This is a genomic window from Photorhabdus sp. RW14-46 (genome assembly GCF_963887965.1).
GTDB lineage: Bacteria > Pseudomonadota > Gammaproteobacteria > Enterobacterales > Enterobacteriaceae > Photorhabdus > Photorhabdus laumondii.
The window spans coordinates 17,927-31,431 of the sequence record NZ_CAWPHH010000001.1; the positions used below are offsets into that span (position 1 = coordinate 17,927).

The following is a 13,505-nucleotide window of genomic DNA, read 5'->3' on the forward strand; positions in this document are numbered from 1 at the left end:
AAAAAGCTAGCAAAAATTAACTTTACATACAGGCATTTTGAATTCGTGCACAACCGACGTATCATGTGAGGCACCGTCAGTTAAAACGGTAGATCTTTTATTGGGTTCCCTCACCCCATTTTCCAAAAAGGTACAAGAATGTTTTTATCAACTACAATTACACAACAGCGCGCTACCGCTTTAATTTGGCTTTCGCTATTTCACATTCTGATTATTATTTCCAGTAATTATCTGGTGCAACTACCCGTCTCTATTTTCGGTTTTCATACCACGTGGGGAGCCTTTACTTTTCCATTTATTTTCCTTGCAACAGATTTAACGGTTCGTATCTACGGCGCACCACTGGCAAGACGGATCATTACTACCGTTATGATCCCCGCATTACTGACTTCTTATATTATTTCTGCCCTATTTTTCCAAGGCGAGTGGCAAGAGTTTACCGCGCTGCTTGAATTCAATCTCTTTGTTGCCCGTATTGCCTGTGCCAGCTTTATGGCTTATTTCCTTGGGCAGATACTGGATGTATACGTCTTCAATCGTCTACGCCGGAGACGCAATTGGTGGGTCGCTCCCGCAGCAGCGATGTTCTTCGGCAACTTACTTGATAGCCTAGCCTTTTTCTCTATCGCTTTCTACCGTAGCACCGATGCTTTCATGGCGGCGAATTGGATCGAGATTGGGTTAGTCGATTACTGCTTTAAGCTATTAATCTGCTTACTCTTTTTCCTACCCGCTTACGGCATTTTATTGAACCTAATTTTAAAGTACTTCTTTGCCTATCAAACTAACAATAGCCACATTCAAGTTCGCTGATTTTTATATGTCCGGCAACTACCGGTCTCTTAATCAGATTGCCTGATTAAGAGATTGGCAAGGCAATTAGCCTTCCACCTGGCTCTAATCATTCGATATTACATCAGTGATATTACTACAATTTTCTATTTTAATTTCGCTTTTTCGGTTAATTTTACTCTTATCAATTAGCAAAATTGATTGTAATGATCGTTTTATAAGAATTTCTTTAAATTGTGCATTATCAATATTCGAATCCCATAAATCGCCATTTGCATCAATGCCGTCACAGGAAAAAATAAATAGATCGATCTCTAAATTTTTTAATTGTGTAATAAGTGATGAATTAATATAACAAGCATATTTACGATGTAAAACTCCCCCTGAACTGATTAATTGAATATTTTTCTTCTTTGATAATTGATGGCAAATACGAATGCTATTGGTAAAAATAGTAATATTAATATCAGGAAGTTGCTTTGCCAGATACCAACATGTTGAACTTGCATCAAGTGCGATTATCATTCCTTCGCTTATCCAAGTCACGGCTTGCTGAGCGATAAGCGATTTACTCGAAAAATGGCTCTTAACCCGCATGTTAAAAGAGTCACCATTACCCTGCGTTTCCCTGTTTAAACTTTTCGCTCTTCCATGCAAACGAAGAAGGCGACCATGCTGTTGAAGAAATCACAGATCTCGGCGTATTGTTTCTTTACTCACTTGTAAAACTACGGCAAGTTCAGCAGTTGTTAATGATTCATGGTGGTGAAGAAGATCCATGATTTTTTGATGACGTTCATTTCTCATAAAGGAATCCCTTTTATATTGGGACAGAATAGGATTATTCTAACCAATATCAGAATTAAAAAATCACGCCTTTTTTAGCAATATATTTCTATAGTTAACCGTTTTCTCTGTGACGACGATAGCAAAAGCGTTACTATTTCAGCTAGCATGTTTAAAAGAGACAGAGAGGAGAAATGAATGAAGAAATCGTTTTCAGCATAGGATTACCTACTGCTGTATAAAATCTTGAACTAATGAATCATAAGCTTCTTGGTGTTCACCTGGTGTATAAGGTTCATAGTGATAAGAAAACTGTTCACGGGCTTTTTCAGACGACTCATAGCAACCGACGCCAAACCAAGCAAAGAAAGAAGCGCCTAATACCGTCGTCTCTGCTTCATTAAGTACTTTTATGGGTAGGTTTAAAATATCTGCTTTTATTTGGTTCCAAAGATAATTTCGGCTACCTCCTTCCCACTAACACCAATTCTTGAGCATGAAATCCGCTTATTTTTTCTAAAAGGGATAGGTTTTGTTTTAATTGATACCCCAACGCTTCTAATGCAGCACGATAAAAATGACGTCGTTCAGTATTCAACGTTATTCCACACCATCCTGCCTCGGAGGTTAACAAACGACAATTCATTCTTAAGTTATTAGCGCCGGGAGGAACGGATAAAGCTTCATGGATCATTTTAAGATAAGCCTCCGAAGGGGGAATACCTTGCCAGAAAAGCTGTCTGATCCACTCAAGCACTCCAGAAGCCAGATTCCCCAAGCCTAATGGAGAAGAAGGGCTTGTTCCAATACAGAGATCCGGGCATAGATCAAAAAAACACACATTTCCCACCATAAAATGGATATAACAACTTTATTTATCCACAGCCAACCATTAATTTTTATAGGTGGTATTAGTCTGCTAAGTAACTTAAGTACTTTTTTCATCCGAAGACAGTTTACTGGGCTGTCACATTTTGCTCCCTGTTTGTTAAGAAAATTTATACAACAAACAGATACAAATATTGAGTTTCCACAAAAGGAATATTTTTATGCTGAAAATTATTCAATCCCCATCCAAATATATTCAAGGACCTGATGCCCTGCTCCATATTGGTCAATATACCAAAACCATCGCCGATCACGTTTTGGTTATCATCGGTAATTCCGCGATGAAATTGGTGGGAGATACGGTTCATAGCAGCCTGGAACAATACGAAATTACTCGTCATTTTGAAGTGTTTGGCGGTGAATGTAGTCGGAATGAGATTAAACGCCTGTCTGACATTCTTAAAAAACATGAATGCCAAGCCGTTATTGGTATCGGTGGCGGCAAAGTACAAGATACGGCAAAAGCGGTCGCTTACGAATCCAGATTACCTGTTCTGATTGCCCCCACTATCGCTTCCACTAATGCCCCAACCAGTGCTCTCTCTGTTATTTACAGCGATGATGGCAAATATGAAGACTATCTGTTTCTCCCAACAAACCCAGATATTGTCCTAATCGATACCAGCATTATCGCTAAAGCCCCAACCCGTTTTCTGATTGCCGGAATTGGCGACGCGCTGGCAACTTACTTCGAAGCCCGCATTTGTGGAGCCGGCTATAAACCTCGAATGACAGAGGGTGGGATATCCCGTACCGCAGTCGCCCTCGCTCATCTCTGTTACGAAACTTTGTTAGAAGAGGGCTATAAAGCAAAACTGGCTGTTGAAACCGACGTCAGTACACCTGCGGTGGAAAATGTCATCGAAGCTATTACTTACTTAAGCGGCCTAGGCTTTGAAAATACGGGTGTAGCCGCCGCTCATTCCGTACACAATGGCTTTACCGTATTAGAAGAATGCCACCACATGTACCACGGCGAAAAAGTCGCCTTCGGGATATTAGTTCAACTAATACTGGAAAATAGCCCAAATGAAGAATTAGATACTTTACTTGATTTCTGTGTACAGATGGGACTACCGGTTACTCTGGATCAACTTGGCGTGAAGGATGGTGAAAAACTGAAAGAAAAAGTGATGGCAGTGGCAACAGCAAGTTGTGCCGAGGACGAAACCATTCACAACATGCCTTTTGAAGTGACACCGGAAAAAGTGTACGCCGCTATTATGGCTGCTGACCGGATGGGACGCGACTGGTTGTATTAAATTTAACAAGAGCGGGCAAATTGCCCGCTCAATTTGTTGACAAAACACTGATTTTTTATTTAATCATTTGTTTTAATGAAGCCTCGTTTATCAAACGGAGCCTGCCGCCATATTTAAGAACCCCACTTCCCCTAATTTTTCTTCCTGAAAAGATCTTGCTTAAGTACTAGCATCCCAAAATATAAATTCACTATTCTGATTTTTTCAATTTAATAACATCACTCCAATTATTAATAAGAAATGTGCATTCATGACACCCAATTTGACTTCCTTTATTAAAATACTCTTTTGCCTTATTAAAATCTTGATTTACACCAATCCCATTTAAATAATTTGTTCCAATAGTGCGATAGCCCTCAAAATATCCACTTTTTCCAGCCAATTCGAAAAGTGCTCTCGCATCTGAGTATTTATTTTCATCCTCTAAAATAAATCCCAAATTAACCATAGATCTTAACTTATATTTATCATTTCTTGATATAGATAACTTATATTTTTCACTGGCTTCTTGACGATAACCTTCTGTTTGTTGTATTACAGCAAGCATCCAGTTTGCATCTACATTACCACTATTTGCTTTCTTTACTAATGCATGATATTCATCTTCATTTTTAGGCATTGGAATAGAGAATTCTGATAAAAAATCATCTGAATGATTGAAGACAATCGATGGGGTATCTTGTATGTTCATGTCTGAACTCTGAACAATAAAAGAAAAAAAGAACATTGAGTAGAGAAAATATTTCTTATTTTTTACAAAAAAATGACTCATAATATAATCTCGCTAAAAGTATTATTTATCCCTATTATGTCAATATTTGAATTTAGTGACTCCATCTGTATGTTTTTATCCACAGCAAAAAACACATCCACTATCTTAGTCGTATCCCCATTATTCCAGAGTACTGAGCTTTCAAACCCATGAATATTACCATTTATATCCTTGAATCCATTTTCTTTATAGGTAAGATTTATAGCAGAGATTCCTGATTCACTTAATTTATACAACTCTCCATCATCAGTGATACCATCTTTATTGGCATCAATCCATAACTCTAATGAATTCCATAGACTATCATTTTGATCAAAAATACCATCAAAATTATCGTCAAGATCTGCTAATGCAGCAAACCCATTTACTGATTTGACTCCATTTTTTAATATAGAATTATTCCCGAACAACTCATTTCCGTTATTTATTTTTCCATCTCCATTTTTATCCCATACCAGAAATGCATTATTGGCTTCTATCCATCCTGAACTTTCAACAATACCATCATTATCATGATCATGATCAAAATATATAGAACCATTTTCCGCTATGGTAATAATACCATCGCCAGTTAAATCAATAATAAGTGGTGTCTCTGTACTCTTCTGATCTTCAACAATTTCTTCAAAATTATCTAATACGGCATTTGGACTCATTCCCCGTAATTCCTGAATGAAATCTATACCATTTTTATCATTATCATAATGTGAAACTCGAAGAATTGAGTTTACAAAATCTATACAGTTATTAGTAAGGAGGTTATAATTCGGCTTAAAATCATAGAAATTTCCATTTTTTAAATCAGAAATGTAATTTCTCATATTATTAACCACACTTTCTGAATATATTGGATATGTAACACTGGAAATTTTTGATTTATCGTATGCGATTGAATCTCTAAAAGTTATGTTCTCAACTCCTCCTACTTGCTTATTATCACCCAAGCCCCATCCGATTGATTCACCCTGAAATTCAACCCATACATGTCCAAAAGTAGATTTGCTAACGTCTCCTGCCGCATTAGTATATTTAGTACCTGAAGATGCTATTTTTACTGTTATTGTTTCTACATGCATTCCTTTAAAATTTTCGTTAAAAACTTTATCAACTAACCCATAGTCTTTACTTGGCATAGTTATTTCCTTATTGAAAACTTCCATGATTATCTTTGATAAATAAAATAAAATTCACTGCAAATAGAAATAATTATCAACATCACTACGGAAATTTTATAAATTTATATAAAAAAATCAAATTAATAATTTTCTAATATTTTATCTTTATTATTATATTTTTCGATAATAAATTAAAACTGTTAGCATTTTCCTTCCGTTACTATTTTGGCTCCGACTATTGCCTTGAGTATAGCCACAGCGATCACAATGAATTTTTCTGTAATTATTGATACGGCAAAGGTCATGAAAATGAAAAAGGATAATCTTAGCTAATCCAATGAGTATCCACCGAAAAAAATAATTTCTGTTAATACTGCTTGCTGTGAAGTGAAAATCAATCAACCACGTTGTTAAGCAACCGAGAAAACGCACTGTTCAAAATCAGTGCGTTAGGAAATAAATTTATCGAGTCTATTCAGGCCAAAAATTTTCATCCATTATTTGCTCAAATGTCCAAGGACAAGTTTCAGGAAATATATTCCGATTAATTAGCGTCTCTTTTTCTGCCAATCGACGAGCAGCGATGTAAGCTTTTTCCAAATGCTCATTCAACTTATTTTTCAAACTGGGAGATTCTTGCAAACAGTCAATTGCCTTATCACGCTGTTCTTCAATGGTCAGTTCCCAACTCCGCCCTCTGCGATCTGCCTGATATCTCCATTTCAGTAAATGTGCGAGTAAAATTTCCAACCGGGATCGTAATTCTCTGCGCTCGCTTCGCCCCATAGCCTCAATTTCCTCAAGAAGATTTTCCGTATCCAACTGGCTCAAATCACCAGAACGAAGCAAACCTGCCTGCTCCTGAATCCAACCATAAAAGTCGCTGTCATAACGGGTCGTCATGGTTCCTCCACTTGTATATCAGCTATGCAACTGTATAAATTATGAGTCTGACAGATTATTGGCATACCGTCAAAACAGTACATACCCTATGGATTTCAAGGTGCGTCGCGGCGGCAAGGGAGAGAATCCCTGGGAGCATAGATAACGATGTGACCGGGGTGAGCGTGTGCAGCCAACAAAGAGGCAACTTGAAAGATAACGGGTATATTTATCATCAAAATCGATTAGCACCCCATTCACCATAAAGGTACAACACAGTATTGCAGCTTAAAACCGGTGGTTTACCCTTCCATTTAGAAGAGTAAATTTATCGAGTCTATTCAGGCCAAAAATTTTCATCCATTATTTGCTCAAATGTCCAAGGACAAGTTTCAGGAAATACACTACGCCTAATATTAGTTTCCCTCTCTGCTGCAATAATGGCATCACCATAAGCATCAGAGGAAATTTCGCTAAGTTCTGACTTTAGGCTAGGATTTTTTTTAAGACGACGGGCTATTTTTCTTCTCTGCTCTTCAATCGTAAGCTTCCAGCTCCGACCTTGCCGTTCAGATTGGAATTGCCATTTTAGGAGGTGAAGAAACAGTACCTCAAGACGAGATTCCAGCTCGTTTCTTTGGCTATTTCCCATACTTTCTATTTCCTCCGAAAGGTTTTCCCTATCCAACTGGCTCAAATCACCGGAACGAAGCAAACTGGCTTGCTCCTGAGTCCAACCATAAAAATCACTGTTATAACGGGTCGTCATGGTTCCTCCACTGGGTATATCAGCTATACAACTGTATAAATTATGAGTCTGGCAGATTATTAGCACACCGTCAAAACAGTATGTTTATCGTTAAAATCGATTAGCAGCCCATTCGCCATAAATTGAGAAGAGCCTTTCATCTGGACGGATACATATAGAATAACAAATAGAAGATGTATGAAAACTGTGGTTTTTGTTTGATAAAGAACAGAAACGAACCAAAAACGCTCACCAATAATTAAGTAAAGATCGTTATTGTGACAATGGTCACAATTTCATTGGTAAAGCACATTTCAAAAAGTTAACAAATCACTCAGAATTATCGCCAGGGCAAAACAACTTTAACAACTGAGTGTTGTTTCACAGATAGGTTGAGTGATTTCGACTATCATAATTTTCGTTATGGAAAATAACCACTTACAAAACCTTTCATTTTCCCATCCGGTGGCATTAGTCAACCGGCAAGCTGTTTATAACACCAAAAATGCCATCGGAGGCAAAATATGTTAAGTATTTTCAAGCCGGCACCTCATAGGTCCCGGCTGTCAACAGAACAGGTAGATCCAGTCTATCGTCGCTTACGTTGGCAAATTTTTATGGGGATCTTCTTTGGTTATGCAGCTTACTATCTGGTAAGAAAAAACTTTGCACTTGCAATGCCTTATCTGGTTGAGCAAGGTTTTTCCAAAGGTGAGCTCGGTTTCGCACTATCAGGGATCTCTATCGCATACGGCTTCTCCAAATTCATCATGGGCTCCGTATCCGACCGTTCTAACCCACGAGTCTTCTTACCTGCGGGTCTGATCCTCGCGGCTCTTGTTATGCTGTTTATGGGTTTCGTACCCTGGGCAACGTCCAGTATCACTATCATGTTTGTTCTGCTGTTCTTATGTGGTTGGTTCCAGGGGATGGGTTGGCCTCCTTGTGGTCGTACCATGGTGCACTGGTGGTCACAGAAAGAACGCGGCGGTATCGTTTCTATCTGGAACTGCTCACATAATGTGGGTGGTGGTTTACCACCATTGCTATTTCTGTTGGGCATGGCGTGGTTCAATGACTGGAAAGCCGCACTTTACATGCCGGCTTTCGCCGCCATTCTCGTTGCATTGATTGTCTTTGCCCTGATACGTGACACACCGCAATCCTGTGGCTTGCCACCAATCGAAGAGTATAAAAATGACTATCCTTCTGATTATACAGAGAAAGATGAAAATGAGTTAACCGCTAAACAGATTTTCATGCAATACGTGTTACCGAACAAACTGCTGTGGATGGTTGCTATGGCTAACGTATTCATTTATCTGTTACGTTACGGTATTCTTGACTGGTCACCAACCTATCTGCGTGAAGCCAAGCATTTCGCACTAGATAAATCTTCATGGGCTTATTTCCTGTACGAATATGCCGGTATCCCAGGCACGCTACTATGTGGTTGGATGTCAGACAAAATATTTAAAGGTAACCGTGGTGCAACCGGTGTGTTCTTTATGACGCTGGTTACTATCGCAACTATCGTATTCTGGTTGAACCCACCAGGTAACCCTACTGTAGATATGGCTTGTATGTTGATTATTGGCTTCCTTATCTACGGCCCAGTGATGCTGACTGGTTTACATGCCCTTGAGCTAGCTCCAAAGAAAGCCGCGGGTACAGCCGCCGGCTTTACCGGCTTATTTGGTTACTTAGGTGGCTCTGTTGCTGCAAGTGCTATCATCGGCTACACCGTTGACTTTTTCGGTTGGGACAGCGGCTTTATGGTAATGATTGGTGGTAGTATCTTGTCCGTTATTCTATTGCTAATCGTTATGATTACCGAAAAAAAACATAAACAGGAAATAGCCCACCAATATGGCTAACCTCTGTCATTAAACTGTGATATATCACTGATAATATTAATTAAGCCGCAGCATTATATACGTTGCGGCTTTTTTTAATCTCTAAGCTAAGAGATTATGTCAGTAAGTGTTATTAACACAACCAAACTCACAGTTTAATGAGATAGAGTTTATATCATCGCTAAAACGGAGAAACACACATGCAAACTCCAATTAAGACAATGATAATTGGTATCATTTTAACTTCATCGATGTCAGGCATCGCGCAAGCAGCAGATAAAATTGTTATCGCCCATCGGGGCGCAAGTGGATACTTACCTGAACACACTCTGCCGGCTAAAGCGATGGCTTATGCCGAAGGTGCTGATTATCTGGAACAAGATCTGGTCATGACTAAAGATGATGAACTGATAGTCTTACATGACCATTACCTTGATCGTGTAACTGACGTTGCCAATAAATTCCCTAACCGTGCTCGCCAAGATGGACGCTACTATGCCATCGACTTTACTTTGTCCGAAATCAAGTCATTAAAATTCACAGAAGGTTTCGATATTAAAAACGATCGACAAATACAAAATTTCTCCAATCGTTTCCCAATATGGAAATCTGATTTCCGAATCCATACTTTTCAGGAAGAGATTGAATTTGTGCAAGGATTAAATAAATCTACCGGCAAAAACATCGGTATTTATCCTGAAATCAAAGCACCGTGGTTCCACCAGAAGGAAGGAAAAGATATTTCTACTAAGGTACTAGCCGTGCTAAAAGCGTATGGTTACACCAAGAAAAGCGACAAAATTTATCTGCAATGTTTTGATACCAACGAACTTAAACGCATCAAAAACGAGCTGGAACCTAAGTTAGGCATGGATCTGAAACTGGTTCAACTTATTGCCTACACCGACTGGAATGAAACTTATGAAAAACAATCAGACGGCAAATGGACAAATTACAGCTATGACTGGATGTTCAAACCCGGTGCTATGAAAGAAGTGGCACAATACGCTGATGGTATCGGCCCTGATTACCATATGCTTGTGGAGAAGTATTCCACACCAACCAATATTAAGTTAACTAATCTGGTAAAAGAGGCTCACACCAACAATCTGGAAGTCCATCCATACACGATTCGAGTTGATCAACTGCCTAAATACGCCACCAGCGGCGATCAACTTTTCGATATCATATATAACCAAGCGGGCGTAGACGGTGTATTCACCGATTTTCCTGACTTGGGTGTGAAATTCCTGCAAAAACAGCATCAACAGAAATAAGATGCAAACAGGGCGCCTCAATCAGCGCCCTGTTCCTGTTGCTTAATAATTACGCCTTAGTTATCGAAAAGGCCATAACATCACTGAGTTTTTCAGCCCCTAAAGCCAACATCACCAAACGATCGACACCAAGCGCCACACCGGCACATTCAGGCATTCCTTGTTTCAGGGCACCAATCAGGTTTTCATCAATCGGTCGAACAGGTAAACCCAACGCTGCACGTTTACGGTTATCCCGTTCAAAACGCTGGCACTGCTCATGACTATCAGTCAGCTCACGGAAGCCATTTGCCAATTCGACGCCTTTAAAATAGACTTCAAAACGCTCTGCAACTCGATGATCTTCTTTGCTGATTTCCGCCAAAGAAGCCTGAGAAGCCGGAAAATGGTAGATAAAAGTTGGTTTTTCAGTACCAATGTGCGGTTCAACACCAACAGCAAATAAAAGTTGTAATAAAGTATCCCGATCCTCTTCTATATCAGCAATATTACTCAGATCCAACTTGGCGGCGATTTCACGCAGCTTTTCTTTCTCTGCTGATAGCGGATCAATATCCAAATAACGCAAGAAAGCTTGTTGATAAGAGAGTGATTCTGCACTTTCACAGTCGAGGATTTGCTGAAGTAAATCATCAACTTCATTCATCAAACGATACATATCATAGTGAGGCCGATACCATTCCAGCATGGTAAATTCAGGATTATGATAACGACCCGCCTCTTCATTACGGAAACAGCGGCCAAGTTGATAAATAGGGCCACTTCCTGCTGCCAGCAAGCGTTTCATGTGATATTCCGGACTTGTCATCAGATAAAGAGTCATACCATCTGCGGCACCTGGGCCAACAAACTCCGTCTGAAAAGAAAACAATTGGATATCAGTCACTGTAAACTGACCCATCGCAGGTGTTTCAACTTCCAATACCCCACGATCTGCGAAAAAGCGCCGTATTTCTGCTAAAATAGTCGCTCGTTTCAACAAGTTGGCGATAGCTGCACTTGGCTGCCAGTTTGCTGTTTCGCTCATGTAAATGACTCCAAAATAAAACCAAACGTGCAGTCTACCTGCATCACACATATCAGACAAATTATTACCGTCTGATCATCCCGGAACAACTTAGCTTGTCTTATACCCGTTATCTTTCAAGTTGCCTCTTTGTTGGTTGCACTCACTCACCCCAGTCACATCGTTATTTATGCTCCCGGGGATTCACTCCCTTGCTGAATATATACGACTACTGTTAAACAATAAAATATATTCTCTTTTTATTATGGGCGATATAGACAATTATCACTCATAATTATTAAACAACCTGAATCAATTATCATATTTAAATTAAAAGTAAAATATTATAAGTAAACTGAAAAATAATTTCAGATGATAATTATAATATAACCAGTAACACTAAAAATACATTATTAATAAAATTATTATGAAATATAATTAACATTTTATCTGGTGCATTAAGTAACTAATCCTATTTTAATAGTAAAAAAATAGTGGTCAGGTAAAACTGACCACCATAATAAGATGTCATCAAAGATCACAATTGTCCAATTACAATTTTATAACTTTAAACTGGCAATATATATCCAAGTCATATTTATCCGGTTTAATATAGTTAAAAATACCCCCGATATTGATTCGACTCAGATATTTTCCATTATCTGCACACAAAGCTATCACATTATCATCGATATATTCTAAAGTAAAAATAGAATAAACATCAATATCTGATTTTGTCGCTACTATATAATCGCTACCAGCCAGAGATATCCGACTTAAATAGAGGCCATTGCTTGCACGAAGTGCTATCTTATTAGAGCTAAGTTGTGTTGCAGAATATTTTGTGTAAATATCAATAATAGATTTATTAACTTCAATAAAATCAAAACCTCCTCCTCGAACAATTCGACTTAAATAGAACCCATTATCTGCCTGTAATGCAATAGGACTACTTGATAATCCCATAATATTCTCCTATTTAAATATACCCGTTATCCTTCAAGTTGCCTCTTTGTTGGCTGCGCTCACTCACCCCGGTCACATCGTTATCTATGCTCCCGGGGATTCGCTCCCTTGCCATCGCGATGCATCTTGAAATCCATTGGGTATATATATAATTCATTTTGGTCAACTATGTTATTAATAGATCATCAATTTAAACACCACATTTTACTATTCCTGTAAATATAAAGCATTTTCAATGAATATATACAACCGATATAATTATTAAATATCAAAATATATTTTGGTACCTGTTTTGAATAATATAATTATTTAATGTTTAATTATAATATTCATTAAGCATGAATAACTCCCACATTTAAACTATAAAACCACAAACTATAAATAAAATAAAAAATTATTTAAAATCATTAACTTCAACATTATAAATAGCCTTAAATTCCATTATTACCTAATTATCTTGAAATAAGTAACAGGTTTTTATCTGATATATTAAATAGCTGATATTATTAGTGTGAAAATAAGAAAAAATAATAGTGGCCAGTCTTACTTGGCCACCATAAAAAACTCAAGTAAAAATCATTATTTATGCAATTAATGTGGTCACTTTAAAACGGCAATACGCGTCTAAATTAATTTTATCATGATTATTTTATTTTCAATTATAATATTCATAAAACAAACAGAAGTCATTTCTATATTTAATTTAAAAAACAATCATAGAAAATAAAAAAATAATTTAAAATTATTAACTACAACATTATCAAATTAAAATAAAACTTTTAAATCTCGCTGCATTTAAATAATTTCTAATATCGATAAAAAAATACCATTCAAGCCAAATTCATATTGTATTGCCTTGATAGTCAGCTCTACAAGTGATCCTCTCAATTTCCCCCCTAGGTAATAGCTCTGTCGGTCAATGATAAATTAAAGTCACTAATTCCTGTCTTAGATCAAGTTTTAGTGATCAAATCCGACAAAATACCCTTTCATATCAAATTTACCTCACTTAGAACCCGCTATACTTAATTCAATGTAAACAGTAATAAACAGCTTCCCTTGACCGTTAAATCACCAGATTTTACCTACAGAATTTTGCATATGAAAAATAACAACAACATTTAGGAAAGTTACGACAATTTTGCTTACTAATTA

General features: G+C 37.7%; 14 protein-coding genes and 1 pseudogene. 5 read left to right on the forward strand and 10 right to left on the reverse strand.

The annotated features are described in order from the left end of the window. Positions 1-138 precede the first annotated feature (138 nt). Entirely contained in the window at positions 139-813 is a 675-nt protein-coding gene (locus tag AACQ38_RS00095; RefSeq protein WP_011148231.1) for a 7-cyano-7-deazaguanine/7-aminomethyl-7-deazaguanine transporter, read from the forward strand. 84 nt (positions 814-897) lie between these two features. On the opposite strand, the pseudogene fucR reads toward AACQ38_RS00095, so the two are convergent. From fucR to AACQ38_RS00105, 3 genes and pseudogenes are all read right to left on the reverse strand, one after another. Then, a pseudogene (fucR, locus tag AACQ38_RS00100) lies at positions 898-1,599 on the reverse strand (L-fucose operon activator). Positions 1,600-1,806: 207 nt separating this feature from the next. Next, positions 1,807-2,019: a hypothetical protein gene (locus AACQ38_RS23950; RefSeq protein ID WP_350404754.1), complete on the reverse strand. Its 213-nt coding sequence runs from the start codon at positions 2,017-2,019 to the stop codon at positions 1,807-1,809. Positions 2,020-2,041: 22 nt separating this feature from the next. Further along, positions 2,042-2,419, reverse strand: a complete 378-nt coding sequence (locus AACQ38_RS00105; protein ID WP_339367012.1) for a hypothetical protein — start codon at positions 2,417-2,419, stop codon at positions 2,042-2,044. Between the two features lie 208 nt (positions 2,420-2,627). Here AACQ38_RS00105 and AACQ38_RS00110 point away from each other — a divergent pair, with 208 nt between their 5' ends. Then, a complete protein-coding gene (locus AACQ38_RS00110; RefSeq protein ID WP_011148233.1) occupies positions 2,628-3,728 on the forward strand; it encodes a glycerol dehydrogenase in 1,101 nt (366 codons plus the stop codon). Positions 3,729-3,918: 190 nt separating this feature from the next. Here AACQ38_RS00110 and AACQ38_RS00115 read toward each other — a convergent pair whose 3' ends face one another. The 3 genes from AACQ38_RS00115 to AACQ38_RS00125 form a co-directional block, all read right to left on the reverse strand. Further along, positions 3,919-4,419, reverse strand: coding sequence for a tetratricopeptide repeat protein (locus AACQ38_RS00115; RefSeq protein ID WP_228957274.1), 501 nt, complete (start codon positions 4,417-4,419; stop codon positions 3,919-3,921). A gap of 77 nt (positions 4,420-4,496) precedes the next feature. Next, positions 4,497-5,633: a hypothetical protein gene (locus AACQ38_RS00120; RefSeq protein WP_242685490.1), complete on the reverse strand. Its 1,137-nt coding sequence runs from the start codon at positions 5,631-5,633 to the stop codon at positions 4,497-4,499. Positions 5,634-6,086: 453 nt separating this feature from the next. After that, on the reverse strand, positions 6,087-6,518 hold the full coding sequence (locus AACQ38_RS00125) for a DUF29 domain-containing protein (RefSeq protein ID WP_058588616.1): 432 nt from the start codon (positions 6,516-6,518) through the stop codon (positions 6,087-6,089). A 41-nt stretch (positions 6,519-6,559) separates the two neighbouring features. Here AACQ38_RS00125 and AACQ38_RS00130 point away from each other — a divergent pair, with 41 nt between their 5' ends. Beyond that, positions 6,560-6,763: a hypothetical protein gene (locus AACQ38_RS00130; protein WP_165577119.1), complete on the forward strand. Its 204-nt coding sequence runs from the start codon at positions 6,560-6,562 to the stop codon at positions 6,761-6,763. A 71-nt stretch (positions 6,764-6,834) separates the two neighbouring features. Here the strand turns inward: AACQ38_RS00130 and AACQ38_RS00135 are convergent, their stop codons facing one another. After that, on the reverse strand, positions 6,835-7,266 hold the full coding sequence (locus tag AACQ38_RS00135; protein ID WP_011148236.1) for a DUF29 domain-containing protein: 432 nt from the start codon (positions 7,264-7,266) through the stop codon (positions 6,835-6,837). 503 nt (positions 7,267-7,769) lie between these two features. On the opposite strand from AACQ38_RS00135, the gene glpT reads away from it, so the two are divergent. Further along, positions 7,770-9,122, forward strand: coding sequence for a glycerol-3-phosphate transporter (gene glpT, locus AACQ38_RS00140; protein WP_011148237.1), 1,353 nt, complete (start codon positions 7,770-7,772; stop codon positions 9,120-9,122). 179 nt (positions 9,123-9,301) lie between these two features. After that, positions 9,302-10,378 carry a glycerophosphodiester phosphodiesterase gene (gene glpQ / locus AACQ38_RS00145; RefSeq protein WP_011148238.1) on the forward strand — a complete coding sequence of 359 codons (1,077 nt, stop codon included), beginning with the start codon at positions 9,302-9,304 and terminating at the stop codon, positions 10,376-10,378. 49 nt (positions 10,379-10,427) lie between these two features. On the opposite strand, the gene epmA is transcribed toward glpQ, so the two are convergent. From epmA to AACQ38_RS00160, 3 genes are all read right to left on the reverse strand, one after another. Then, positions 10,428-11,405 carry an elongation factor P--(R)-beta-lysine ligase gene (gene epmA, locus AACQ38_RS00150; RefSeq protein WP_011148239.1) on the reverse strand — a complete coding sequence of 326 codons (978 nt, stop codon included), beginning with the start codon at positions 11,403-11,405 and terminating at the stop codon, positions 10,428-10,430. 531 nt (positions 11,406-11,936) lie between these two features. After that, complete coding sequence (locus AACQ38_RS00155) at positions 11,937-12,350, reverse strand: fascin domain-containing protein (protein WP_011148240.1); 414 nt, start codon at positions 12,348-12,350, stop codon at positions 11,937-11,939. Positions 12,351-12,363: 13 nt separating this feature from the next. Beyond that, positions 12,364-12,507 carry a hypothetical protein gene (locus AACQ38_RS00160; RefSeq protein WP_158536443.1) on the reverse strand — a complete coding sequence of 48 codons (144 nt, stop codon included), beginning with the start codon at positions 12,505-12,507 and terminating at the stop codon, positions 12,364-12,366. Between the last annotated feature and the right edge of the window lie 998 nt (positions 12,508-13,505).

Excerpts from the sequence above, each read along its gene's own strand:
- AACQ38_RS00095 (WP_011148231.1), top strand. The coding sequence starts at position 139 with ATGTTTTTATCAACTACAATTACACAACAGCGCGCTACCGCTTTAATT.
- AACQ38_RS00110 (WP_011148233.1), top strand. The coding sequence starts at position 2,628 with ATGCTGAAAATTATTCAATCCCCATCCAAATATATTCAAGGACCTGAT.
- AACQ38_RS00115 (WP_228957274.1), bottom strand. The coding sequence starts at position 4,419 with ATGAACATACAAGATACCCCATCGATTGTCTTCAATCATTCAGATGAT.
- AACQ38_RS00120 (WP_242685490.1), bottom strand. The coding sequence starts at position 5,633 with ATGCCAAGTAAAGACTATGGGTTAGTTGATAAAGTTTTTAACGAAAAT.
- AACQ38_RS00125 (WP_058588616.1), bottom strand. The coding sequence starts at position 6,518 with ATGACGACCCGTTATGACAGCGACTTTTATGGTTGGATTCAGGAGCAG.
- AACQ38_RS00130 (WP_165577119.1), top strand. The coding sequence starts at position 6,560 with ATGAGTCTGACAGATTATTGGCATACCGTCAAAACAGTACATACCCTA.
- AACQ38_RS00135 (WP_011148236.1), bottom strand. The coding sequence starts at position 7,266 with ATGACGACCCGTTATAACAGTGATTTTTATGGTTGGACTCAGGAGCAA.
- glpT (WP_011148237.1), top strand. The coding sequence starts at position 7,770 with ATGTTAAGTATTTTCAAGCCGGCACCTCATAGGTCCCGGCTGTCAACA.
- glpQ (WP_011148238.1), top strand. The coding sequence starts at position 9,302 with ATGCAAACTCCAATTAAGACAATGATAATTGGTATCATTTTAACTTCA.
- epmA (WP_011148239.1), bottom strand. The coding sequence starts at position 11,405 with ATGAGCGAAACAGCAAACTGGCAGCCAAGTGCAGCTATCGCCAACTTG.
- AACQ38_RS00155 (WP_011148240.1), bottom strand. The coding sequence starts at position 12,350 with ATGGGATTATCAAGTAGTCCTATTGCATTACAGGCAGATAATGGGTTC.
- AACQ38_RS00160 (WP_158536443.1), bottom strand. The coding sequence starts at position 12,507 with ATGAATTATATATATACCCAATGGATTTCAAGATGCATCGCGATGGCA.